Source organism: Maribacter cobaltidurans, from assembly GCF_002269385.1.
Lineage (GTDB): Bacteria > Bacteroidota > Bacteroidia > Flavobacteriales > Flavobacteriaceae > Maribacter > Maribacter cobaltidurans.
Genome location: NZ_CP022957.1, coordinates 93,230 through 118,744 on the forward strand (window position 1 = coordinate 93,230; position 25,515 = coordinate 118,744).

Below are 25,515 nucleotides of genomic sequence, written 5' to 3' on the forward strand. Positions count from 1 at the left end.
TTATAGATTGTTTTCCTGGGCCAGAAATTCTTCCTTTTCCAATACCTTACCCGTCAGCCTTTCTTTCCAGTTCGTCCATTTGTATTTTTTTGACAACACAAATAAAATTAGAGGGAAAGTAACAAAAACAGAAATTAGCATTTCTTGGACTATGTCACCTGTTGCACTCTCTGCTGTATTTCTAAATAACGAATCTGCCTGAATTGCCGACCAATCGGAGGTAACCAACAAAGCCGCCATTAGGTTATTACCAAGGTGAAACCCAAGTGCCAATTCCAATCCATCGTCCATTAAGGTCATTATACCCATTAATAAACCAAAACCGATGTATAAAACCATAGTTATATAACCCATTTCAGCGACTTCTGGATTTGCAGAATGCATCAATCCAAACATTATTGAAGTTAACAGTAATGGGAACCATTTGTTTTTTACTAAAATTCCAATCTGTTGCATTAGATAACCTCTAAAAAGATACTCCTCGAAACCAATTTGAAATGGGAAGAGAATTAAGCTTACAACAACTAAAACCAGAAATTTTAGTGGTTTAAAATTCCATTCAATATCAACCGGGTTTATAAAATACCCTACCGCAAAAAAAACCAAGGTGAGGAGAATTGTTAACCCTGTAGAAAAAAGAACTCTTGAAAAGTCTATTTTATTTCTTGCCGTCGTCAAGGAAATAAAGCTTCGCTTGTGCAAAAAAACAACCATTAAAATCAAGACAAGTAATAGAAATATAAACGGTGCAAGGTTAGAAACAAGATTTACGATGGGAGGTAATTTCTTCATCAACTCATAGGTCTTCTCTAAATCCTCGGGAGAAATCATCAAAAAAAAGATGAAATTCACAATAAAAATCCCCGTACTGATTAGGACTGTCAAAATGACCTTCCAAGCTGCATTATCGCCTTTATATGCCTGTTCTATATACATAAATTCAATATTAAATTATTTTCCCAGATATTTTCCCTGTTATAATACAGCCCCCCTTTTTTTACTTCTAACGGACTTTCAAAATTATTGGTGAACAACGCTCCTGTTCCCAATCCTTGTGGCATTATATTGTTTAAGGTGGCCGTCCATTGGGCAATGGCATTTAAACCTATATTACTTTCCAGAGCACTGGTTATCCACCATCCAATTTGGTATTTTTCGGCCAAATCTATCCATTCCCTGCTTCCCCCAAAACCTCCTACCAAACTGGGCTTTAAAATAATGTACTGCGGTTCTATTTTTAACAACAACTCTTCCTTTTCTTTCAACGTGTTTACACCAATCAATTCCTCGTCCAAAGCAATTGGCAAGGGTGTATTTTGGCAAAGCCCCCTCATAGCCTTCCAATTTCCCTGCTTTATAGGTTGCTCTATGGAATGAAGGTAAAACTGCGCAAGTTCATTCAACTTGTCCAACGCCTCATCAGGAGAAAATGCCCCATTGGCATCGACTCGAAGTTCTATTTCATCACAGGAAAAGTCCTTGCGTATGGATTCCAACAAAGACAATTCTTCCCTATAATCGATTGCTCCTATCTTCATTTTGATACACGAAAAACCCTGTTCCAGTTTTTCCTGGATTTGCTCCTTCATGTACCCGGTATCTCCCATCCAAATAAGACCGTTGATAGGTATTGGTTTGTTTTCAAAAAGAAAGGAGGTTTGAAAAAGTTCAAATGGATTTTCACTTTCCAATGATAAATAAGCTTGTTCCAATCCAAACTGGATACTGGGAAAATCCAACAATTCTTGCAAAAGTACCGACTTGTCTAAGTGAATGTTATCCTCGACCCATCTACACTTTTCTTCATATTCCGGAACGTCATCATAGCTTAGCCCCCTAAAAAGACCACATTCACCTATTCCCGACTTTCCATCCTCCTCCAAAATCAAGAACCATGTTTCCTTTATCCTTAAAGTACCGCGAGAAGTTCCACTGGGTCGCTTGAAATTAAGTATGTACTTTTTGAAACTTGCTTTCATCTTAAATCCAGAATCGTTTTGTTCAACACAAAATCCTTTACTCTGATTTAAGTTGAATCCTTCAAATTTAGTTATATTTTGACATTCAATAAAGAAACCATGAAGAGTATAAAGGATAAGATAATTTGGATTACCGGGGCTTCTTCGGGAATTGGTGAGGCCCTTGCATATCAACTCAATGAGATAGGTGCCAAACTAATAATATCGGCCAGAAGAATAACCGAATTGGAGCGTGTAAAAAACAAATGTACGTATCCGGAAAACGTTGCTATTCTTTCTTTGGATTTGGGCAATTTTAAAGATTTGGAACTAATGCCAAAGAAGGCCCAGTACTTTTATGGAAGTATCGATATCCTCATCAATAATGGTGGTATTAGTCAGCGCTCCTTAATCAAGGATACATCATTTGAAGTATTTCAAGAAATGATAAACATCAATTACTTGGGAACCATACAATTATCCAAGTCCTTGCTTCCCTATTTTATCGAGAAAAATACAGGTCATTACGTAACCATTACCAGTCTAATGGGTAAATTTTCCTCCCCCTATCGATCTGGTTATTGTGGTTCAAAACATGCCCTGCACGGATTCTTTGATTCCTTGAGAATGGAACATGAAAGTGATAATATTGACGTTACCCTCGTCTGCCCGGGATTCGTTCAAACAAATATTTCTAAAAATGCCTTGGTGGGAGATGGAAGTACCTCCGGTTCGAACGACAATGCCACAAAAAATGGAATTTCCGCAGAAGACTGTGCCAAAAAAATAATTAAGGCGATACAGAGGAAAAACTTTGAGGTATATATTGGCGGAAAGGAAAAATATGGTATTTACCTTAAAAGATTTTTTCCCAAGCTTTTGCACAAAATTGTTCTTAAAAGCAAGGTTAGGTAGGGCTTACTTAAAGTGAAACCAAAAACGGACTCCTTCTGCCGTCCTATCCGTGTTTAGTGTAGTTTGCAATTGATTGGCAAGTCGATTCATCAAACGGATACCCATGGAGGAATTGGCCCTTTCGTCAGAATCTTCTGGAAGTCCAACACCATTGTCCGTATATTCAAAAAAACCTTCCTGTCCTTGTATTTTTCTGAGATGTATATAGATCTTGCCATTTTCCTCATCATGTGGAAAGGCATATTTAAAAGAATTGGAGACTAGTTCATTAAGAATAAGTCCGAACGGAATTGCCCGGTCTATGTCCAGCTCTACACCCTCGGCATCTATGGTAATATTAATGTTATGTCCCCCTTTTTTATAAACGGATTGCACACTATTGATCAAACTCTCAATATATCCTTGCATTTCTATAACGGATAAGTCCTCGTTCTGATATAACTTTTGATGAATTAGTGCCATAGCTTTAACTCTACTTTTACCCTCTTCCAGAGCTACAATGGCGGCTTTGCTTTTGGTATTTTTAGTCTGGAGGCTCAACAAACTGGAAACCATTTGGAGATTGTTCTTTACCCTATGGTGGATTTCCTTTAATAAAGAATCCTTCTCTATTAGAGAATTCTCAATAAAATGTTTTTGTTCTGCAATCAATCTTTGGTTTTTAATACTTTTTAAATAGGCATATACCAAACCGGAGAAACCTAGCAAGGTAAAAATCAAGGAAATAAAAACCAGGTTTATACGCTCGTCCTTTTCAAGAATTTCATTTCTGGATTTTTCCAAATCGGCTTTTTGCACCTCCATCAATTTCCTAGAGTTCTCCAAATCCTGTTTTAGTACGGATTCCAACTGTTGGCTCTTGATATTGGTATCGTTTTCATCCAAGGAGTCCCTGATCCTATTGTTCTGTTTTAGGTATTCGTTGGCACTTTTAAAATCGCCGGTTCGATCATAATAGGAAGCGAATAAGCTATTTTTTTTGAGGACATTTTTAATTTTTACAGGTGTAAGATCGTTGCTCAAATAATCCGTGGCCTTCTCGTAATCGTTTAGCTGAAGGTAACATTCCGCAACTTCCAAGGTGTTTTCCACCAACTCCGTGGAAACTTTGCCCGTATTGTGCTTTTTAATCAACGATATACTTTCCTCTAAATATGGAATCGCTTTTTTATATTCCTTTAGTTGTACATAACATTTACCAATATTTCCAAGAATTACTCCCTTTAAATGATTGCCTTCGTTAATTTCATTAGCAGTTTTCGCATTTATTATATCACTAAAATAAACGTCTATTAGTGCGTTTGCCTTATTAAAATAACTTAGGGCAGTTGGGGTTGATTTGTCCAACCGTAGATAGTTCCCAATATTGTTGTTGTAAACTGCCTGGGCATAAAAATCACCATCCTCAATATTTTTCTTTTCCTCGGTCATATAGTCTTCCATAGCTTTTCTATGCTGACCAAGGCTAGAATAAATATCATAAAACGAAACATTTTCCGTTAGTTGCAATTCCCTTTTATACCTCCGTGTTTCAATTTGCTTATCATATAACTCCAATTTAGAATAGTCATCGTCCATAATATTAAGGATAAGCGATTTCCTTTCTATGGGGTAACCTTCCATATCATCATACAAATCTTTGGCAATAGCCAAACTCTTCTCATAATCACCCAAGTCATAATAAATTTTGGATTGGATCAGTTGATAATCGGCCACGGCCATACTATCATTAGTCTTTTGAGAACTGTTTAAGTATACGTTTACCGTATCCAACCAATCATATGCAGAGTTTTGGTTGTATCTGTTCGAGGTATCAAAGAAAAAATCGGTACGGCTTTCGGAACTGGAAAGTTCCTTGAATTTCTGAAAGTAATTCTCGCTTTGGGATGGCACCTCTTGTGCGTTAACCCCAGAAGGAGAAAACAAAAACCAAAGCACGCCTAAATAAAGTACCAAAAAGCTTTTCTTCATATCATGTTCAAAACAATGGGGCAAACCTAATCAATTCATGAAAAGATAATACGTATAATCCTGTCATGAGAATTAAACCTGAATCGAGTCCGTCCAATAACCTAATATGAGGTTTATTATTGAACTCTTTTTAATCGACATTCCCAATGGATTATTAAATACCCTTATAACAAAAATATTATTTACAATCCCCTGTTGTGCGTTAATGTTGTGTAATGTCGAATTTTTGTTGTGAAGAAGCAGTTGAACGGAAAACTATTCATTTCAACTGATTTTTTAAGCACTTTATCGACAATAAAGATTGGTTGCTAGGGAATTAACCCCTCACAATCAATCAAGAATTCATAGCAGAAATGATGAACTCTTTAAAGTCCTTGGATATAGGTATCAAGGTATTGTTGATCATAATATCCTTTGAGTTAATCGCATCTATATGATCTACATTAACAATGTATGATTTGTGCGCCCTGTAAAACTTATTTTGGGGTAATTTCTCCAAATAATCCTTCAAGGGAGAACGAACCAAGAATTTTTTGTCAGCCGTATTCACCTCTAAATAAACATTATCGGCTTTAATAAATTGTATATCCCCAAATTGAATTCTATAGTATAGATGCTGTTTTTTGACAAATATAGAATCCTTAAGAATAGAATTGCTCATAGGTACATCTTCATTGGAATTTGCTGAACTATTGGCAGAATTCCCAGAAGCCTGTTTTCCATATATGAAATTGGATAAAGCAATTTCTATAGATGTATATAAGTCCTGTTGCTCAAAAGGTTTTACCAAATAACCATTTGGTTTAACGGTCTTTGCGTTTTCGACGGTGGCTCGATCCGAGTTCGAGGTTACAAAAATAAATGGAATATCATAATTTTCCCTGATGTGTTTCCCAAGATCGATACCAGTTTTGTCCGAGGCAAGAATAATATCAATTAGGACAAGGTCTACCTGTTGGGTTTTCAACACCTCAACAGCTTGTTCATAAACGATAACATTGTCTACAATTTCATAACCAATCTCCTCCAACATAGACTGCATATCATCCGCGATGATCACATTGTCCTCTACTATAAGTATTTTAATAGGTTGTTCCAAAATTGTTATTGGTTTAGTGGGTTAACGTCCAAAACTACGAAAAATTGTAATAACTAAAATAAAACAGCAACGCCATTAAAAAAGTACTTAATGCCAATTTTTTGAGTTCTGGATCCAGCATAGCCGGATTTTTAATGCTTTTAACTTTTGTTGCATGGAAAATAATTGGAATAAATGCGAGTAATCCAATGTACTCCTTCCAATTATTAGCAGTGATTATCATAAACATCAAAATTGATAAGAAGGCCACGGCCAATAATACAAGATGATATAATTTTCCGTTTAAAAAACCTATTTTAACCACAAGGGTATTTTTTCCGGACTCCTTATCTGATTGATGGTCCCGCAAGTTATTCAGATTGAGTACAGCTGCACTTAATAGTCCAATAGCAATAGCAGGAAATAACGAACTTAAAGGAATAGTCTTTATAAATAGAAACATACTTCCCAATACGCCCACCAAGCCAAAAAATAAGAAAACAAAAATATCACCCAGACCTTGATAACCATAAGCATTTTTCCCAATGGTATATTTTATAGCGGCCCAAATACTTAGCCCACCCAAAATCAAAAAAAAGAGTATCCAACCTAATTCGTCCCTACCAAAGGAAAAAAATAAGAGTGAAACGACCAGTAAAACATCTATTATAATGGAAACAACTATACCCCTTTTGAGGGCCTTTCTGGATAAAAGACCACTTTGTAACATTCTTTTGGGACCTATCCTATTTTGATTGTCAGTACCCTTAATACCATCTCCATAATCATTGGCAAAATTTGAAGTGACTTGAAATCCTATAGTCGTGAAAATGGCCAACCAAAAGATGACCAAATCAAAATTACCATAGTAACTTGCCAATGCAGATCCAACAAGTATACCGGATATGGAAAGAGGAAGGGTTCTTAGCCTTGCGGCATTTATCCACGCCTTAAATTTGGTCACTAATAAGGGTCTTCTATTTGTACTCTTTTACCTTCTTTATAAGAAGCCACAAAAGCATCCTCAAAACCGATATCTACCAATTGCTTTCTAAAAGATTGTGCCTCTTCAAGAGTCTCAAAAGTGCCAAGCGAATAGGAATAAAATGGATTTGTTTTTACGAACAAAGTGTTGGTAAGTGCCTCTGAGGCCAAGGTAACGTTATTATCCACAAAGGACTTGACCTGAACTGAATAAATCATTTCCTTTTCAAGAAATTGCTTAGCCAAGTAAAATTCCTTAACCAAACTCAATTCGTCATTCTGGGCTTTCAAGTTATCAATTCTGGATTTTATGGCATCCAAACTATCAATGGAAACTAGAAGATTGTTGTTTTGCTTATCCAAAGAATTGGAAGTATTCAATCCAGCGGTAAAAGATGTAAGTGCCAAACCGCCTATCAAAAAAAAGGTAGTAATTCCAGCAAAAATATTCCGCTGTATCTTACTTCTTTTAAGCTCCTTATTTTTAAATTTTATTTGATCTAAAAGCCGTTCATTGATTATTTGGGCCTTATCTATATCTTTATGCAACTCTAAAAGATCACTTTCTTCGATAAAGGGCATACTGTTAACTTTTTAAATCTTAATACTACACTAAATTTAAGTAAAAAAAGAGTCGGAATTACACTTCTTCCCACAACAAGGGACAAAAATAGGATTAAAGGGAAATTATACAAAAAATAAGCTCACAATATTCAGATTAAAAAATTGAAATCCAGCATTTTAAGCTTTTTCTTACATCTAGTATTTTCTATTCCACCAAACTGATACCGTCCTTTTCCAAATTAACTTTTCTTTCTTTGTACAAAGTACCCAATCCCTTTTTAAAAGTCTTCTTGCTCATTTGAAACATATCCCTAATCTCTTCGGGGTCCGACTTGTCATGAAAAGGCAAAAATCCCCCATTCTCCTTTAACACGTTATAAATCTTATTGGCAGCTGGCTCTAGAACCCTGCTTCCAAGGGGTTGTAACGATATATCTATTTTGTTGTCCTTCCTTATTTTCTTAACGCAACCTGGAATTACATCACCAATGTTTATGGTTTTAAAAACTTCATTGAAGTATACCAATCCCTTATGTTTTTCATTCACAATAACCTCCCATCCCAAGTCTGTTTGCCGGGTGACTACCAAGGTTACTTCTTCCCACTCGGTAAGATTAAGATGGTCATTGTTCAAAAACTTGTCCAATTTATTGGAAGCAACCAACCTTTGGGTCTTATCATCCAGATAACAATGGACAACATACCATTGCCCTTGTTTCATTTTATTGCGTTGTTCCCTAAAAGGTACCAATAAGTGCTTTTCAAGACCCCAATCCATAAAAGCTCCAAACTCATTTACTTCAGCTACCTGTAATAATCTGAATTCCCCCAACATGATATCCGGTTCCAAGGTGGTAGCCACTGGTCTTTCATCATAATCCAGGTAACAAAAAACTTCAATATCATCACCAATCTCGTAGGTACTGGGCACATATTTATTGGGCAGAAGAACATCATTTCCACCCTCATCGCCAAGAAATAGCCCCACACTGGTATCCCTTAAAATTTTTAAATTGTTTTTTCTTCCAATCTCGATCATAACGCAAAATTAAACCAATTAAAGGTGGAACAATAGAATTGTCATAAAATAAAAAAGCTGTTTCCTAGGAAACAGCTTTTATAAATATCTGAAGATACCATTAATAAACGGAAGCTTTGTTGAAATGCTTACAGAGCATATAATACACAACAGCCCTATGCTTGTTTCTATTAGCAGAGCCATACTTTTCCATTACGGATTTAATAGCATCCATTAATTGAGGCCCATCACTTAGGCCTAATTTTTTTATCAAATAATTGTTCTTTACCGTCTCAAGCTCTTTCTCATCACCTCCCGACACTTTGGAGGCGTCAAGGTTATAGATTGAAGGTCCCAAACCAACGGTTACTTTGGTAAGCAAATCCATATCTGCAGTTTCACCAAATTTATCTTTGATGTCTGCTGCATATTTTTCAATAAGCTCGTCTCTTTTACTCATAATTTGTAGTGTCTTATTAAGTTAATAGTTAATATTTTCCCTAAGATATGAAATGAAAATAATCTGTCAAAATTTTATTGTTGATAAGCCTTGGGGTATGTATCTCCAATAGTCTAGGAAAATCAGAGGGTTCAAAGAAATTCATCAAGGTACTCTGCAGTTCATTCTCGTCCTTTACAATAGTATATTCAAAATTGAACATCTTACATAAATTGGATGCGCTTAAAGAATGTTTGGTTTCAAAAAATCGTTCGTAGGCTTCCGTATCCTTTCGGCCTGGCAATATTCTGAAAATACCTCCTCCGCCGTTATTTATAAGTATTATTCGAAAATCATTTCGGACATAATCATTCCATAAAGCATTTCCATCATAGAAAAAACTGAGGTCCCCAGTGACCAATAAAGTGGGTGATTGATTGTATACAGATGCACCTACGGCCGTAGAGGTACTTCCATCTATTCCACTGGTTCCCCTATTACAATGGACCTTGAGTGATTGTTCTAAGGAAAATAACTGCGTATACCTGATGGTTGAACTATTGGCCAAATGTAATTGAAAGTTTTCTGGAACGGATTTTAAAACTTTATCGAAAACCAAAAAATCACAAAAGGGTATTTCCTTTAAATACTTCTTTCTTTTCATTTGATATCTGTTGCGTATCCCTATCCATTTTTCCCGATAGTCAGAAGATTTCTTTTGCTCATGCCCGTAAACCGATTCAAAAAATCTATTTACAGGTATCTTAAAATGTTGACTCAAACAAAAATAAGTGTCATTGGCTTTGGTCATACCAATATGCCAATGATGTTGTGGCCTATACTCTCTTAGGAAAGCCTTGATTTTTTTAGAAACTACATGCCCTCCAAAGGTTAACAAAATTTCAGGTTTTAGATCCAAAAACAATTCCTGTCCTTCCTTACTCAATTCAATGGGTGCAAGTATAGAATCTATACTGTTGAAAAAATTGGGATGATGCAGATTGGAGGTGGTTTCCGTAAAAACGAGCACCGATGGATCCTCACCTAATTTATTCAAAATTTCCTGCTCAAACATGTTGGGAGGATTCACCCCTACCAAAACCATTTTACGTTCTGAATTGTTCCAAGCGTCCAAAAACACTTGTGGTATATTGCCCGGATTTTCGTCTTCAACAGTGACCACCTCCGGAAGCTCCAATTGGGTTTCCTCTGTCTCGTACAAAGGCTCTTCCAAAGGAACATTTATATGAACTGGAAGTCTATGCTGAAATGCTATTGCCAATGTTTTTTTGATTTCGGTCTCATTAAACATTTTAACATCGGTCTGAATATCTTGTAGGTTTTTCCCTTCAATCCAAGAAGGCCGATATTTTTGTATCCTTTGCGTAGCATGAACTACGTCCTGTCTTAGATTGGCGGAATATCCAATGTGCTTTTCATATACATTTTCCTGACGGATGGTTTGTCCGTCGCCTATATCAATTTTGTAGGAAGGTCTATCCGCCGAAATCACAATCAAGGGAATCTCACTGTAAAAAGCTTCAGCAATAGCGGGATAATAATTTAGTAAGGCACTTCCGGAGGTACACACCAAAACAACGGGCTGCTTTAAATTTTGTGCCATGCCCAAAGCAAAGAATGCCGCAGAACGCTCATCTACGATGCTAAAACATTTAAAAAAAGAATCGTTCGTAAAGGAAAGGGTCAATGGTGCATTTCTGGAGCCCGGTGAAATGACAATGTTTTTAATGTCATTGACCTGGCAATGTCCAATTATCGATTGGACCACGGGTATTATGGAATACTTCATCAGTGTACAAAAATAATACCTCTAAACTTCATAAACCAAAAGCTTAAGGGTTAATCCAAAAGTACTTTTAAAAGAGTCTGACTTTTGTTTTCGGTTTCCTCCCATTCCTTTTGCGGATTTGACCCCGCAGTAATACCTCCACCAACAAACAAAGTTGCCTTACCTGGCTCCCACATCATACAACGCAGGTTTACAAAAAGCTCTGTGGCGGTTCGGACAGACCTATATGCATTATTTTCTTGATTTCTTGAATTTGAGTTCCTCGAAAATTCTTTTGTAAGGTTTAGTTCACCCAAAAACCCCGTATAAAATAACCGGTTATAGCTTTCATGCTCCATTATGAATTTTTTGGCCCTATCCTTTGGTATTCCACATACGGCCGATGTGGGATGTAATGACCTAATCAAACTTCCCAGCTCACCTTTTTTGAAATTTCCCGTTATTTTAGTTCTTAAATGCCATAGACGACCTGCCCTTACGGACTCTTTGACACCAATTTCTAGTTTCGTGACTTTTCCCTCCAAAACTCTTCCGATATAATCGGTCACTAATTGTTGTTCTTCCAGTTCCTTCTCGCCCCAAGTGGGAACAGGATCTGTTCCATTGGCCAATTGAGTTCCTGCCAATGACATGGTAGTAAAAGAATTTCCGGTACTTTTTATTAAAATTTCCGGTGTGGCACCTAACCAGGTGCCAATTTTGGGATGATGCCATAAATAACAAAATGCGTTTTCATAGGTACCGACCAATTTCATGAATATATCTATGGCCGAGGCAGAAACTGGCAACTCTTTTTTTCTGGAAACCACCACTTTTTCTATATCACCGCTATGGATTACATCTTTGGCTTTTTCTACCATATCCACAAAGGCCCCCTTTGCAAAAACATCATCAGTAACTTCAACCGTATCCAATGTTGCCTGGATATGAGCAGGCTGAATAATTTCCTCTAGCTTTTCATCGACCTTGATTAAAATAACGGTATCATCATCATCAAAGGGTGCGAAAACAAAACCACTTTCACTGAAATCCGTAACCCCATGTAATACATCATCACTTTGAAAAATTCCATTGATTTTGGCTTCCTTTGGTTTTCTGTAGAGTACAAAAGGGAGTTGCTGCAAATAATGATCTCGTGCCTTTTCAATAAGAGAGGTTAACATATTATTTTTTTGGCAAGGCTATGGTGGTCAATTTACAAACAGATATTAATTGATCATCTTCATTGGTTATTCTTATATCCCAAACTTGGGTCGTTCTCCCCTTATGAATAAAGGAAGCCTTTGCAAAAACGTATCCTTCTTTGATGCTCTTAACATGGTTAGCGGAAATTTCAATCCCCCTTACAAAAAACTCAGCAGCATTTAGAAATATATAGGAAGCCATACTGCCTACACTTTCCGCCAAAGCCACCATAGCGCCTCCATGCAAAACTCCATCTGGTTGATGCACCTTGGGGGTAACGGGCATTTTTGCTACTAAATAATCCTCGCCCAATTCCACATACACTATATCCAAGGTTTCCATTAAGGTATTCCTGGAAGAAGTGTTGCACACCTCAAGAATCTTATCTTTGTGATCGCCCATACTTTTTTGTGCAAAATTAAGGAATAGAAACCCAAGAGATAGAAACAAAGGCATCAGATTTATGAATACCCATATAAAACAAGTACAATACCAACATACCAATTCTTATGAAACGCTCAACGAACTGGGTTCAGAAACAAAAAATGTTTGGTTGGTCTTTCATGGTATTGGCTTTTTGAGCAAATATTTCCTTAGATATTTTGATGAGTTAAATCCTTTGAAGAATTACATAATTGCCCCACAGGCACCTTCAAAATATTATTTGAACAACCAATACAGACATGTTGGGGCCAGCTGGTTGACTCGTGTGGACAGGGAACAAGAAACCCAAAATGTTCTAAACTATATAGAAAAAGTTATCGAAAACGAAAGTATTCCAAAACGATGTAATTTAATTGTACTGGGTTTTTCCCAAGGGGTTTCAATTGCAACAAGGCTCATTGCAAAAACAGGATTACAATGTGAAAAACTAGTTTTATATGCAGGTGGACTGCCCAATGAACTGTCCGCAAAGGACTTTAATAGTCTATTTGAAAATCAAACTAAAATATACTCGATTGTGGGTACTGAAGATGAGTATATCAATACCGATAGACTTAAAGAGGAAAACAATAAATTAATAGAGTTATTTAAAGGTAAAGCGGAAAAAATTACATTTGAAGGCGGACACGAACTGAAAAAAGAAATTATTAATTCCCTAGCTGATTGATATGGAAATTATTCTTGAAAACGAAAGAGTAAAGCTATCGCCCCTGAACTTGGAAAATTATCAGTACTTAATTCCAGTGGCTTCCGAAAAAAAATTGGTTCAATATTCCCCATCCGATATTGAAACTCCCGAGTCTCTTAAAAAATACGTTACCCTAGCCTTGGAACACCAAGACCAAAAGTCTGCGATTCCCTTTATCATTTATGATAAAAAACTATCGAAATATGCGGGCAGTTCCAGATATATGAACATTCATTGGGGCAATAAGGTACTGCATATAGGCTCTACCTGGATTGGCAAGGAATTTCAGGGAACAGGTCTAAATGCCGAAATGAAAAAATTAATGTTGCACTATGCCTTTATGGACCTCGGTTTTGAAAAGGTGGAATTTAGAGTTGACGAACGTAACCTGAAATCTAGAAGAGCCGTTGAAAAACTAGGGTGTACCTTGGAAGGTATTTTAAGAAAGGATGTCTATCTTTTGGACGGATTTAAAAGAAACACCTGTTGCTATGGTCTTTTAAAAGAAGAATGGGAAAAGAACCCTAACTAGGCTACTTTTCTTTTTTTTCCTGTTTGTAATAGGTAATCTTTCTGGTAACATAAGCATTTTCCGGAGTTATAATTTGCTTTACCCAATTGCCTCCCTCTTCCTTATCATATTGGTAGATATATTCCTTTTTATCCAACAGATTGTCACCACGGGTAACTTCTTCTACCAGCATACCTTTTTCGTCATATTCATATGAAGTCCTTATGGTAGGAATAAATTTTTTGGCAGTGGCGTCATATTCAAATTCCTGCCGCGCAAGCAACATATCCTTTTCATTAAAGACTTCCTCATACGCCTTGTTGCCTTCTCCTTTTAAAAACTCCTTGGTAAGCACGATTTTTTGATTCTCCCCATTTTTTTTCTGATAGGAGGTTCTAATCGATTTTAAGGGTACTTCGTTCAATAAATAGGTTATAGTGAACTCTCCTTTATATTTCTTGTATTCCACCAATGTTTCATCCGTACCTTCATTATTGATTCTAACCATTTTAGTCAAATCCCCCTTATCATCATAGGTATAGACATATTGGTCCAGAAATTCCTTATCATACGAAATGATTTTTTCTGTAATCTTTCTGTTTTCAGTAGTATCCAATTCGAAAAAATGGGCAATGGAAGTACTTGGGTCAAATTTATTGTCCCTATAGGTTTCCGATCTCTTTTCAACTAAAAGACTATCCCGATACTTATAGTAAACTACATCATAATCGGCTTCATTATAACGGGTAACGGACTTGGTCAATAATCCCTTTCGGTTAAAGTCATACTCCTCCTTGCCATACTTAGTGCTGACCAAACAAGTTTTGACACTATCCTTTAAGTCAAAATCTTCCAACGTAAAAATTCTTACTTCCTGACCAAAAACAGATAATGGCAAAACGAATATCATCAATACTAAAACACCGATGTAGTTTTTTATCATACTACAAAATTAACTCAATTAGCTCCCCAAACAAATTACATTCCAAAATAAAAAAGGAGCGATTAAAATCGCTCCTTTTTTCATTATGAGATAGTTATGATAATCTCTTACTTGACTTCTTCGAAGTCTACCCTTCGACTTCGCTCAGGACGGGCTACTTGACTTCTTCGAAGTCTACGTCCTCAACGTTATCACCTTCGGATGCGTTACCGCTATCTGCCGTAGGCTCTCCCTGGGTTGCTCCCCCCTGTTGTGCTTCGGCCTGTGCCTTGTACATCTCTTCAGAGGCTACTTTCCAAGCTTGGTTGATTTTGTCCAAAGCAGGAGTAATAACCGCCAAATCTTTGGATTCGTAAGCCTTTTTCAATTCGGCCAATGCTTCTTCTATAGGTTTCTTCTTGTCATCGGACAATTTATCGCCAAATTCGGAAAGTTGCTTTTCAGTCTGAAAAATCATACCATCGGCCTCATTCAGCTTATCGGCAGTCTCCTTAGCTTTTTTATCGCTCTCCGCATTTGCTTCTGCTTCGGCTTTCATCTTTTTGATTTCTTCCTCGGTCAATCCGGAAGAAGCCTCGATTCTAATATCTTGGGATTTTCCGGTTGCCTTATCGGTTGCGGAAACCTTGATGATACCATTGGCATCGATATCAAATGTTACTTCAATTTGAGGTGTTCCCCTAGGTGCTGGTGGAATTCCATCCAAGTGGAACTTTCCAATGGTTTTATTATCAGCGGCCATAGGTCGCTCACCCTGTAGCACATGTATTTCCACGGAAGGCTGATTATCAGCGGCAGTCGAGAATACCTGTGATTTCTTTGTAGGTATGGTCGTGTTCGCCTCGATCAATTTGGTCATTACACTTCCCATAGTTTCGATACCTAGTGAAAGTGGTGTAACATCTAAAAGTAATACATCCTTAACATCTCCGGTCAAAACACCACCTTGTATAGCAGCCCCAATGGCAACAACCTCATCCGGATTCACACCTTTGGAAGGCTTCTTACCAAAGAATTTTTCAACGGCCTCTTGTACGGCAGGAATTCTTGTAGACCCCCCTACCAAAATAATCTCATCGATATCACTTTTTGAGAGTCCTGCAGATTTCAATGCTGTTTCACAAGGCTCAATCGTTCTTTTTACCAAATCGGCTATCAATTGCTCAAATTTTGATCGCGTCAAGGTACGTACCAAGTGTTTAGGACCGGATGCGGTAGCCGTAACATATGGCAAGTTGATTTCAGTCTGTGCTGAAGAAGATAACTCAATTTTCGCTTTTTCAGCTGCCTCACGTAATCGTTGTAAGGCCATAGAGTCATCTCGTAAATCCAATCCTTCTTCCGCTTTGAACTCTTCAGCCAACCAGTCTATTATTTTTTGATCAACGTCATCACCTCCTAAGTGGGTATCCCCATCAGTAGCCAATACTTCAAAAACACCGTCTCCTAATTCCAATATGGAAACGTCATGTGTACCACCACCAAAGTCAAATACCACTATCTTTTGATCGGTATCCTTTTTATCCAATCCGTAAGCCAAAGAAGCCGCGGTAGGTTCATTAATGATTCGCTCCACTGTTAGACCCGCAATTTCACCGGCTTCTTTTGTTGCCTGCCTTTGAGAGTCATTGAAGTAAGCAGGTACGGTAATTACCGCACGGGTAACATCCTGCCCCAAATAATCCTCTGCCGTTTTCTTCATTTTTTGAAGAATCATAGCGGACAATTCCTGTGGTGTGTACAAACGACCATCAATATCCACGCGCGGAGTATCATTATCACCTTTTGTAACCTTATAAGGAACTCTTTTTGCCTCTTTTTCCGACTCGGAAAATTTATTACCCATAAATCGTTTTATGGAGTAAATAGTTTTATGCGGATTGGTAACCGCCTGTCTTTTGGCAGGATCCCCAACCTTTATTTCACCGCCATCCACAAAAGCAATCACGGATGGTGTAGTTCTTTTACCTTCTGCATTTGGAATTACTACTGGCTCATTACCTTCCATCACGGAGACACAGGAGTTGGTAGTACCCAAATCTATTCCAATAATCTTACTCATTTTATATGTTTTAAAATTTAAGTGCTTAATTTTTCAATCACTCTGTTAATGACAAACAATATGCCAAGGGATAAAAACTGACAGGATGTCATTCTTTGTTACACAAACCCTTTGATGTAGACCCTAAACAAATCAAAATTGAAAACAATAGTTTCCTCAATCTAACTTTGTACTTTAGTATTTGACTAGATTGAAGAATATGGCGCAAAGAGAGAGCATTAGTGTTTTTGATATGCTAAAGATTGGCATAGGGCCTTCCAGCTCCCATACTTTGGGTCCTTGGCGGGCCTCGGAAAGATGGATTTCAGAATTAAGGAAAGATGGGCAATTTGATAAAGTAGAATCTATTACCGTCAATGTATACGGTTCACTATCCTTAACAGGTAAAGGGCACGCAACAGATTATGCTCTAATTTTAGGTCTTCTTGGGGCTGATCCAGAAATTATTCCTGTGGAAGAAATCCACTCTTTGGTCCAAGAAGTGAAAAGCACCCAAAAACTAAATTTTGACGGGAAAAGGGCACTTGATTTCAATGTGGAAAAGGATATTATATTCCATAAAAAGTTCTTGCCTTTTCATGCCAATGGATTAAAGTTTCAGGCGTTGTTGGATAGTGGAAAAAAAATATCCAAAACCTACTATTCCATTGGAGGAGGATTTGTGGTGGTTGAGGAGCGTAAAAACGCCAAGAAAAAAAACATGGCTTTCAATACCTTTCCTTATCCTATTGAAAATGGAAAGGAATTGTTGGAAGTTTGTAGCCAAGAATCAAAAAGTATATCGGAAATAGTTCTGGCAAACGAAAGGTCCTTAAGAACGGATGAAGAAATTGATTATCAGATTGGCAGGGTGTGGAATACTATGCTCGAATGCATGTATACAGGTTGCCATACGGAAGGGAAACTCCCCGGAGGATTAAATGTAAAAAGAAGGGCATTTGAACTACATGAAAACCTAATGGGCGACCTCCCCTACACGAACCCTGAGGAATGGCTTCAATCCATCAGGCAAACGGAGGTGAAATTTCGACAGATTTTACAATGGGTAAGTTGTTTTGCATTGAGTGTAAATGAAGTTAACGCCTCCTTGGGAAGGGTCGTAACAGCCCCGACCAATGGAAGCGCAGGAGTAATACCGGCCGTACTCATGTATTATTTGGTGATCGAGAACCATGCAGGTAACTTTGAACATGTAAAACAGTTCCTTTTGGTTGCCGGGGAAATAGGAAGCATATTTAAAAAGGGAGCCACCATTTCCGCCGCCATGGGTGGTTGCCAAGCAGAAATAGGGGTCTCTTCCGCCATGGCGGCGGGTGCCCTGACGGAACTATTAGGCGGAACACCGGAACAGGTCCTTATGGCAGCTGAAATTGCCATGGAACACCATCTGGGCCTTACATGTGATCCTATAGGTGGCCTGGTCCAAATTCCCTGTATTGAACGAAATTCCATGGGAGCTATCAAGGCCATCAATGCGGCGGAACTGGCCTTGGGGTCCGACCCTTCAGAAGCCAAGGTACCCTTGGACAAAGTTGTCCAGACCATGTGGGAGACCGCCAAGGATATGAGTTCCAAATATAAAGAGACCTCTGAGGGAGGACTGGCTGTTGGAGTATTCCTAAGCGATTGTTGATTGGGCAATAAGATATTATTATGAAGAATCTAATTTCGGAACGTGTCGCGGATTTCCTAAAAAACTATCCCCCTTTCAACATTATGGAAGGAAAGCTCTTGGAGGATTTATCCCAACAGGTTAGCATAGTCTATAAAGAAAAAGGAAGTTTGGTCTTTTCATTGAACGAGGAAGCACATCCGAATTTTTATGTGGTACATAAAGGAGCCATAGAACTGAACAACCCCGTTACAAAATCAATTTCGGATTATTGTGATGAAGGTGATATTTTTGGCCTTAGACCTTTAATAGCCAAGGAGAATTACAAATTGGAAGCCCTGGCCTATGAAGAATCGATTTTATACGCCATTCCCATTGCTGCTTTTCGACCCATTACAGAGTCGGACTCCAGAGTCTCCAATTTTCTAACTGAAAGTTTTGCCTCCAATACTAGAAACCCCTACAATCAGGCTCAAAAATTTGAAAGGGCCGGGGTAGCAACAACCATTAACGCTCAAGGAAATTTAGTAATAGATGATTTCCAACCTGTTAGATACTCCAAAAAGTTGGTGACATGCAGTCCCAGAACCACCATACAGAAAGCAGCGGAAAAGATGACCAAAAACCGGATCGGATCCATACTCGTTTGCGATAAAGAACTACCCGTGGGTATTGTAACGGATAAAGACTTAAGGAACAAAGTAGTTACCGGAAGTGTACCCATTACTTCCTCCGTAAAAAGTATTATGTCTGCACCGGTAATTACCTATCCTCAAAAAATTACCATAGCCCAAGCACAAATGGCAATGATGAAGAGTGATATAAGCCATTTAATACTGACAAAAGATGGAACTGCAAACAGTGAACCCGTGGGTGTGGTCTCTAAGAACGACATCATGGTTTCCCTTGGAGATAATCCCGCAGTTATTGTTAAGGCTATAAAAAGAGCTGAAAAAATTAAGCAAATCAAGGAATTGCGTAAAAGTATTATGATGCTCTTACATGGTTATTTGGAACAAAACCTGCCCATGGCACTTACCTCCAAAATAATATCGGAGTTGAATGACACTTGCATAAAACAGGTTATCCAAATTTCCTTGAAAAAAATGAAGTCTCCACCACCGGTGGGTTTTGCATGGCTTGCCTTGGGTAGCCAAGGCCGTGGTGAACAGTTGTTACATACGGACCAAGACAATGCACTGGTTTTTGAGGATGTTGCAGATGAAGAGCTTCCTAAGACTACGGATTATTTTTTAAAGCTTTCTCAGAAAGTTACCAAGGGTCTCCATAAAATAGGATATGAATATTGCCCTGCCGAAATGATGGCATCCAATCCCAAGTGGTGTCTTAGCCTTAAGGAGTGGAAGAACAAACTATCCTATTGGATTATTAATCCGGGTCCAAACGAAGTGTTAATGTCCTCCATATTTTTTGACTATAGTCTCGCCTACGGTGAACGTGATTTATTGGACCAAATGTCCGAATACATTTTTTCCAACGTAAAAAAGTATCCCATTTTTTTGGTGCATATTGCGAACGGTGCTTTACAAAGCCCGTCACCATCAGGATTTTTTAGGTCATTTCTCGTGGAGCAAGATGGACAACATAAAGATTTCTTTGATTTAAAGAACCGGGCTTTGCGCCCCTTAATTGATGCCGCGCGCGTTTTGGTTCTATCGCATTCCGTGAAAGGAATAAGTAATACCTGGGAGCGTTATGAAAAATTGGCCGAATTGGAACCCAATAATAAGGAGCTTTATCTTGCTTGTTCATATGCCACTAAGGCCTTGTTGAAATTTAGGACCAAACAAGGTTTGCTCCATCGTGATTCCGGTCGCTATATTGAGTTGGAATCCCTCACCAAGGAAGAAAAAATGAAGTTGAAAAGAACATTCAAGGCAATCAAGGAAATCCAGGAGGTAATATCTGTCCGTTTTAAAGTTGCTAATATTTTGGGCTGATGGGTATATTTAATAGGTCATCTACACTTCCAGAGTACTGGAACGCTTACGTAAAGACGTTCGATAAGCATTTACCTAAATTATTCCAAGAACTAACATTTGTTGTTTTAGACACTGAAACTACGGGTTTTGATAAAACTGAAGATAGAATTCTTTCAATAGGTGCTCTCAAATTAAAGAACAATCTAATACATGTCGATGATGTTTTTGATGTTTATATAGAACAGAAAAAATTTAATGAAAAAAGTATTGCCATACACGGTATTCTGAACAACAGCAAACGTGATTGTATATCCGAAGAATTGGCAATTCAAAAATTCTTGGAATACGTTGGAAATAATGTCGTAGTGGCTCACCACGCGGGGTTTGATATAGGAATGATCAATAGCGCACTTAAGCGTTTGGGACTTCCTAAACTAAAGAACAAATCTTTGGATACCGGAGTTTTATATAAGCAGACACTCATTAAGTCCTACCTTGTTCAACCACAAGAACATTATTCGCTGGACGATTTAGCGGAAAAGTATTCCATATCAAAAAAAGATAGGCACACCGCGCTGGGTGATGCCTATATTACAGCTCTAGCCTTCGTAAAAATACTTTCGAAGATTAAAGAAAAGAAAGTGTTATCCCTGAAAAATTTAAGATAATCAAGAATTTTTAAGATAGGTAAGAATATTAGTTTCAATACGTTCATTGATATGCTCCGTGTCGGCCTTTACAAACTTTTCTCCAGTAATATTCTCATATAGTTCAATGTATCGCTCCGAGACGGATTCAATATAATCATCGGACATAAATGGTACTTTCTGTCCCTCTAATCCTTGAAAACCATTGGATATGAGCCATTGCCTGACGAACTCTTTGGACAATTGCTTTTGGGGTTCATTTTTATCCTGTCGCTCTTGATATCCATCTGCATAAAAATACCGGGAAGAATCGGGCGTATGAATTTCATCGATCAAGACAATTTCACCCTGCTTTGTTTTACCGAACTCGTATTTGGTATCCACCAAAATAAGTCCTCTTTCTGCAGCAATTTCGGTTCCCCGCTGAAACAGGGCTCTGGTATATTTTTCCAGGACCTCGTAATCTTCTTTGGATACAATTCCTCGTTTAAGGATGTCTTCTCTGGAAATATCCTCATCATGATCGCCCATTTCCGCCTTTGTAGCGGGAGTTATGATTGGAGATGGAAATTTATCGTTTTCCTTTAAACCCTCTGGCATAGTAACCCCACAAAGCTCCCTTTTACCCGCTTTGTATTCCCTCGCCGCATGACCGGACATATATCCTCGAATGACCATTTCCACTTTAAAAGGCTCACAGGAGTGGCCTATGGCGACATTTGGGTCCGGAGTGGCCATTAACCAATTTGGAACGATATCAGCGGTAGAAGCCATCATTTTAGTTGCAATCTGATTCAAAATCTGTCCTTTATAAGGTATTCCTTTGGGCATGACCACATCAAAGGCCGAAAGTCTATCGGTTGCTATCATGATCAGCCTATCGTCCTCTAAGGCATATACTTCCCTTACCTTACCCTTATAAACACTTTTCTGATTGGGAAAAGTAAAATTGGTATCAAAAATGGTATTCGACATGTACTCTAATTTTGATGTTCAATAGTTCTATAGGCCTCAATAACCTTCTTCACGAGTTTATGGCGTATCACGTCCTTATCATCCAAATAAATAATTTCGATGCCTTCTACATTTTGGAGTATCAATAAGGCCTCCTTAAGCCCGGAAATGGTTCGCCTTGGCAAATCTATCTGGCCCGGATCCCCTGTCAATAAGAATTTGGCATTTCTTCCCATACGGGTAAGAAACATTTTCATTTGTGCATGGGTAGTGTTCTGGGCTTCATCCAAGATGACAAAGGCATCGTCCAAGGTTCTTCCTCGCATAAAGGCCATTGGGGCAATCTGTATGGTACCGTTCTCAATATAATGGGCCAATTTTTCGGCAGGTATCATGTCCCTTAGGGCATCATATAAAGGTTGCATGTAAGGATCTAGCTTTTCCTTTAAATCACCTGGCAAAAAACCCAAATTCTCTCCAGCTTCAACAGCGGGTCTAGTCAATATAATTCTTCGCACCTGCTTTTCCTTCAAAGCTTTTACCGCCAAGGCAACCCCGGTATATGTTTTCCCGGTTCCGGCCGGACCTATAGCAAACACCATGTCGTTTTTTCTAGCGGCATCCACCAAACGACGTTGATTGACGGTCTGGGCCTTTATTAACCTGCCGCTAACCCCATGTACCAAAGTTTCTCCGCTATTTTCAGGACCATGGTAATCCTTGCCGTCATTACTGGTGAGCACCCTTTCAATGCTATTTTCGTCGAGTTTATTATACTTGATGAAATGCTCGGTGAGCATGTCAAAGCGCTTGTCAAACTCCTCCAACTGCTCCTCTTCGCCATAGGCCTTTATTTTATTACCTCTGGCTACAATTTTAAGTTTCGGAAAATATTTTTTTAGAAGTTCTATATTTTCATTTTGTTGTCCAAAAAACTCTCTTGGGCTAACTTCGGTGAGTTCTAATACGATTTCGTTCAAACAGTGGGATTTTGAAGATTTTAATTGGGCCAAGTTTAATTTCGCCCGGCTATTTTTTTGTTTAATTTTGTATATCAAATTTAAGCAAAAATTAAGTTTGCCTAACCAAAAACATATCAACATTGCTGCATGGCAATCATTACCCTTACTACCGATTTTGGATTGAAAGACCACTTTGTTGGGGTTCTAAAAGGTTCTATTTACAGTGAATTGCCCGATGCCAAAATTGTTGATATTTCCCATAACGTGGCTCCCTTCAACATACAGGAGTGTGCCTATATCGTTAAAAATTCCTTTAATAGCTTCCCTAAAGGGTCCATCCACATTGTAGGTGTAGACTCCGAAGCCACTCAGGAAAACCAGCATATTGTAGTGCTCATTGACGGACATTATTTTATTAGTGCCAATACAGGAGTCATAGGACTTATTACTTCGGAAATAAAACCTGAAAAAACTGTTGAGATAAAGATACCGGATCCCATGCATGGTTCGTTTCCCGTTTTAAGTGTGTTCGTTCGCGTTGCCTGCCATATTGCCCGTGGCGGTACCTTGGAAGTAATTGGAAAACCGTTCAGCGAACTCAAGGACTTACGTGAATTTATGCCGCGAATTGTAGACGAAGGCAATAAAATAGTTGGTAGTGTCATCTATATAGACAATTATGGAAACGTGGTAACCAATATTCAAAAACACCTTTTTGAAGCCTATAGAAAAGGTCGCGAATTCGAATTGTTGGTACGCAACCACAAAATCAGAAAAATACATAAGGCGTATACTGATATCATTGATTACAGTGTAGAAAAAAGTAAGCGAAAAGGGGACGGTGACCTTTTGGCCCTGTTCAATTCATCTGAATATTTAGAGCTGGCCATTTACAAAAGTAATCTTAAAACCGTTGGCGGAGCGGCCACATTATTAGGCTTGGATTACAGGGATACCATAATTGTAGACTTTTTATAAATATATCCCTTGAACCGCGTAGAATGACGGTTAAGTAGTTGCATCGATTTTAAATTAATTGGTCTTGAACAAAATCCAAATCACTCTCATAGTTGATAACTCCCAATAGGAGTTCCGTTAAATCCCTATTCAACCCCTATAAAAAGGAACTTCTTCCATCTTTGGACCACCGCATGACTGTTAATAAGTTTGTTTCCGATAAATAAGCTTTTAAAATATCTTTGTTTGATGCTAAAAGTCTTAACCTAGAGCCATTTTTAATGGTTAATGGGCTTTAGAGATTGAAACAAAATATAGAACAACCAATGAAATTTATTGTCTCCAGTACCTATTTACTAAAACAACTTCAAATATTGGGTGGTGTTATCAACAATAGCAACACGCTTCCTATTTTGGATAATTTTTTGTTTGACTTGAATAAGGACAAACTAACGGTGTCAGCCTCTGACTTGGAGACTACTATGAGTTCCGTTTTAAATGTTGACTCTGACAATGAAGGAACTATAGCAGTTCCTGCAAGGCTTCTTCTGGATACGCTAAAAACCTTTCCAGAACAACCATTGACCTTCATAGTGGCCGATAACAACACAGTGGAAATCAGTTCAAACCATGGCAAGTATGCCTTAGCGTATGCGGACGGGGCCGAGTTCCCAAAAGCTGTGGAACTTTCCAGCCCTAGCTCAACGACGTTATTGGGCGATATTCTGGCTACTGCAATAAATAAGACCATCTTCGCTGCTGGGAACGATGATTTGAGACCGGTTATGAGCGGCGTGTTTTTTCAATTTACCCCAGAGAGTTTGACCTTTGTGGCTACAGATGCCCACAAATTGGTAAAATATCAAAGGGAAGACGTATCCGCCTCCGAGGTGGCAGAATTCATCATGCCCAAAAAGCCTCTTACCTTATTAAAAGGAATATTGTCAGGAAGCGAGTCGGATGTATTGATAGAATATAATGACAGTAATGCAAAATTCACTTTTGATGATACGGAACTTATTTGTAGGCTAATCGATGGGAAATATCCCAATTACGAAGCCGTAATTCCAAAGGAAAATCCCAACAAACTTACGATTGCAAGAAATCAGTTTTTAAGTTCGGTTAAAAGGGTTTCGATCTTTTCCAATAAAACAACACATCAAATACGTTTAAAAATAGCTGGAGCTGAATTGAATATCTCTGCAGAGGATATCGACTACTCCAATAAGGCTGAGGAACGATTGACCTGCTCTTATCAAGGAGACGATATGCAGATTGGGTTCAATTCAAGATTCCTTACCGAAATGTTGAACAATTTGGGATCCGACGAAGTTTCTCTGGAAATGAGTTTACCCAATCGTGCGGGAATTTTAACACCGATAGATGGTTTGGACGAGGGGGAAAATGTAACTATGTTGGTTATGCCGGTTATGCTGAACAATTAAATACCAACCTATATAAGAAAAAGGGGACCAAATTTGGCCCCTTTTTTTATTTTATACTAGGAAATGAAACGAATGGTTCCAAAGTAACTGGGAGATTCCCCATTGGCGGCCTTAACTGCATTTACTATGGGCATCACAAAGGATAAAATTCCGGTGAAAATCAATAATAATATGCCGGCTCCCAATAATAAAATGGCAGGTATCCCGATAATCACATAAAGAATTAAACTTAACTGAAGATTGATAATGGCCTTGCCATGTTCGTTCATTCCAATTACGGAATCTTTGGTACTGAGCCATATTACAAAAGGTACGATAAGCCCTCCAAAACCCGTAATATAATCCAGATATTGACTCAAATGGGCTATAATTAGTAGATTCCTATCTTCCCTAAGAGCTATATTTTGATTTACTACTTCCATTTT

Annotated in this window: 24 protein-coding genes; 8 read left to right on the forward strand and 16 right to left on the reverse strand. The window is 38.2% G+C overall.

Annotated elements, in window-relative coordinates; all coding sequences use genetic code 11:
- Together CJ263_RS00380 and CJ263_RS00385 are read right to left on the reverse strand one after the other, a co-directional pair.
- Entirely contained in the window at positions 1 to 936 is a 936-nt protein-coding gene (locus CJ263_RS00380) for a CPBP family intramembrane glutamic endopeptidase (RefSeq protein WP_094995444.1), read from the reverse strand.
- Positions 927 to 1,979, reverse strand: coding sequence for an o-succinylbenzoate synthase (locus CJ263_RS00385; RefSeq protein WP_094995445.1), 1,053 nt, complete (start codon positions 1,977 to 1,979; stop codon positions 927 to 929). Before CJ263_RS00385 ends, CJ263_RS00380 begins: the two co-directional genes overlap by 10 nt.
- Positions 1,980 to 2,078: 99 nt before the next feature.
- Here CJ263_RS00385 and CJ263_RS00390 point away from each other — a divergent pair, with 99 nt between their 5' ends.
- On the forward strand, positions 2,079 to 2,873 hold the full coding sequence (locus tag CJ263_RS00390) for an SDR family oxidoreductase (RefSeq protein ID WP_094995446.1): 795 nt from the start codon (positions 2,079 to 2,081) through the stop codon (positions 2,871 to 2,873).
- 3 nt (positions 2,874 to 2,876) lie between these two features.
- Here the strand turns inward: CJ263_RS00390 and CJ263_RS00395 are convergent, their stop codons facing one another.
- The 9 genes from CJ263_RS00395 to CJ263_RS00435 all read right to left on the reverse strand — a co-directional run bounded on the left by CJ263_RS00395 (position 2,877) and on the right by CJ263_RS00435 (position 12,324).
- Positions 2,877 to 4,844, reverse strand: coding sequence for a sensor histidine kinase (locus CJ263_RS00395; protein ID WP_094995447.1), 1,968 nt, complete (start codon positions 4,842 to 4,844; stop codon positions 2,877 to 2,879).
- Between the two features lie 334 nt (positions 4,845 to 5,178).
- The gene (locus CJ263_RS00400) at positions 5,179 to 5,943 is read right to left on the reverse strand and encodes a LytR/AlgR family response regulator transcription factor (RefSeq protein WP_094995448.1); all 765 of its coding nucleotides are present in this window, start codon (positions 5,941 to 5,943) and stop codon (positions 5,179 to 5,181) included.
- A gap of 34 nt (positions 5,944 to 5,977) precedes the next feature.
- Positions 5,978 to 6,886, reverse strand: coding sequence for a 1,4-dihydroxy-2-naphthoate octaprenyltransferase (menA, locus tag CJ263_RS00405; protein ID WP_094995449.1), 909 nt, complete (start codon positions 6,884 to 6,886; stop codon positions 5,978 to 5,980).
- Complete coding sequence (locus CJ263_RS00410; protein WP_094995450.1) at positions 6,886 to 7,488, reverse strand: SPOR domain-containing protein; 603 nt, start codon at positions 7,486 to 7,488, stop codon at positions 6,886 to 6,888. Before CJ263_RS00410 ends, menA begins: the two co-directional genes overlap by 1 nt.
- A gap of 187 nt (positions 7,489 to 7,675) precedes the next feature.
- Entirely contained in the window at positions 7,676 to 8,509 is an 834-nt protein-coding gene (locus CJ263_RS00415) for a CvfB family protein (RefSeq protein WP_094995451.1), read from the reverse strand.
- Positions 8,510 to 8,609: 100 nt separating this feature from the next.
- Positions 8,610 to 8,948, reverse strand: a complete 339-nt coding sequence (locus CJ263_RS00420) for a DUF2853 family protein (protein ID WP_094995452.1) — start codon at positions 8,946 to 8,948, stop codon at positions 8,610 to 8,612.
- Positions 8,949 to 8,988: 40 nt separating this feature from the next.
- Positions 8,989 to 10,737, reverse strand: a complete 1,749-nt coding sequence (menD, locus tag CJ263_RS00425) for a 2-succinyl-5-enolpyruvyl-6-hydroxy-3-cyclohexene-1-carboxylic-acid synthase (protein WP_094995453.1) — start codon at positions 10,735 to 10,737, stop codon at positions 8,989 to 8,991.
- A 50-nt stretch (positions 10,738 to 10,787) separates the two neighbouring features.
- A complete protein-coding gene (locus tag CJ263_RS00430) occupies positions 10,788 to 11,900 on the reverse strand; it encodes a chorismate-binding protein (protein WP_094995454.1) in 1,113 nt (370 codons plus the stop codon).
- Position 11,901: 1 nt separating this feature from the next.
- Complete coding sequence (locus CJ263_RS00435) at positions 11,902 to 12,324, reverse strand: PaaI family thioesterase (RefSeq protein ID WP_094999038.1); 423 nt, start codon at positions 12,322 to 12,324, stop codon at positions 11,902 to 11,904.
- A gap of 61 nt (positions 12,325 to 12,385) precedes the next feature.
- Between CJ263_RS00435 and CJ263_RS00440 the strand changes: the two genes are divergently transcribed.
- Together CJ263_RS00440 and CJ263_RS00445 are read left to right on the forward strand one after the other, a co-directional pair.
- Entirely contained in the window at positions 12,386 to 13,033 is a 648-nt protein-coding gene (locus CJ263_RS00440; protein WP_094995455.1) for an alpha/beta hydrolase, read from the forward strand.
- A 1-nt stretch (position 13,034) separates the two neighbouring features.
- A complete protein-coding gene (locus tag CJ263_RS00445) occupies positions 13,035 to 13,586 on the forward strand; it encodes a GNAT family N-acetyltransferase (RefSeq protein WP_094995456.1) in 552 nt (183 codons plus the stop codon).
- A 1-nt stretch (position 13,587) separates the two neighbouring features.
- On the opposite strand, the gene CJ263_RS00450 is transcribed toward CJ263_RS00445, so the two are convergent.
- Complete coding sequence (locus CJ263_RS00450; RefSeq protein ID WP_094995457.1) at positions 13,588 to 14,508, reverse strand: hypothetical protein; 921 nt, start codon at positions 14,506 to 14,508, stop codon at positions 13,588 to 13,590.
- Between the two features lie 154 nt (positions 14,509 to 14,662).
- Positions 14,663 to 16,570 carry a molecular chaperone DnaK gene (dnaK, locus tag CJ263_RS00455; protein ID WP_094995458.1) on the reverse strand — a complete coding sequence of 636 codons (1,908 nt, stop codon included), beginning with the start codon at positions 16,568 to 16,570 and terminating at the stop codon, positions 14,663 to 14,665.
- 199 nt (positions 16,571 to 16,769) lie between these two features.
- Here dnaK and CJ263_RS00460 point away from each other — a divergent pair, with 199 nt between their 5' ends.
- The 3 genes from CJ263_RS00460 to CJ263_RS00470 are packed head-to-tail and all read left to right on the forward strand — an operon-like array spanning position 16,770 to position 20,793.
- Entirely contained in the window at positions 16,770 to 18,203 is a 1,434-nt protein-coding gene (locus CJ263_RS00460) for an L-serine ammonia-lyase (RefSeq protein ID WP_229702369.1), read from the forward strand.
- 20 nt (positions 18,204 to 18,223) lie between these two features.
- Positions 18,224 to 20,143, forward strand: coding sequence for a DUF294 nucleotidyltransferase-like domain-containing protein (locus tag CJ263_RS00465; protein ID WP_094995459.1), 1,920 nt, complete (start codon positions 18,224 to 18,226; stop codon positions 20,141 to 20,143).
- Complete coding sequence (locus CJ263_RS00470) at positions 20,143 to 20,793, forward strand: 3'-5' exonuclease (protein WP_094995460.1); 651 nt, start codon at positions 20,143 to 20,145, stop codon at positions 20,791 to 20,793. The genes CJ263_RS00465 and CJ263_RS00470 overlap by 1 nt, the downstream gene beginning before the upstream one ends.
- Here CJ263_RS00470 and CJ263_RS00475 read toward each other — a convergent pair whose 3' ends face one another.
- Together CJ263_RS00475 and CJ263_RS00480 are read right to left on the reverse strand one after the other, a co-directional pair.
- The gene (locus tag CJ263_RS00475; protein WP_094995461.1) at positions 20,794 to 21,747 is read right to left on the reverse strand and encodes a phosphoribosylaminoimidazolesuccinocarboxamide synthase; all 954 of its coding nucleotides are present in this window, start codon (positions 21,745 to 21,747) and stop codon (positions 20,794 to 20,796) included. It abuts the gene before it with no gap.
- Between the two features lie 5 nt (positions 21,748 to 21,752).
- On the reverse strand, positions 21,753 to 22,706 hold the full coding sequence (locus CJ263_RS00480; RefSeq protein WP_094999040.1) for a PhoH family protein: 954 nt from the start codon (positions 22,704 to 22,706) through the stop codon (positions 21,753 to 21,755).
- Positions 22,707 to 22,835: 129 nt separating this feature from the next.
- Between CJ263_RS00480 and CJ263_RS00485 the strand changes: the two genes are divergently transcribed.
- Positions 22,836 to 23,666, forward strand: a complete 831-nt coding sequence (locus tag CJ263_RS00485) for an SAM hydrolase/SAM-dependent halogenase family protein (protein WP_094995462.1) — start codon at positions 22,836 to 22,838, stop codon at positions 23,664 to 23,666.
- 305 nt (positions 23,667 to 23,971) lie between these two features.
- Positions 23,972 to 25,090 carry a DNA polymerase III subunit beta gene (dnaN, locus tag CJ263_RS00490; protein ID WP_094999041.1) on the forward strand — a complete coding sequence of 373 codons (1,119 nt, stop codon included), beginning with the start codon at positions 23,972 to 23,974 and terminating at the stop codon, positions 25,088 to 25,090.
- A gap of 56 nt (positions 25,091 to 25,146) precedes the next feature.
- On the opposite strand, the gene CJ263_RS00495 is transcribed toward dnaN, so the two are convergent.
- Positions 25,147 to 25,512: a DUF4870 domain-containing protein gene (locus CJ263_RS00495; protein WP_094995463.1), complete on the reverse strand. Its 366-nt coding sequence runs from the start codon at positions 25,510 to 25,512 to the stop codon at positions 25,147 to 25,149.
- Positions 25,513 to 25,515 lie beyond the last annotated feature (3 nt).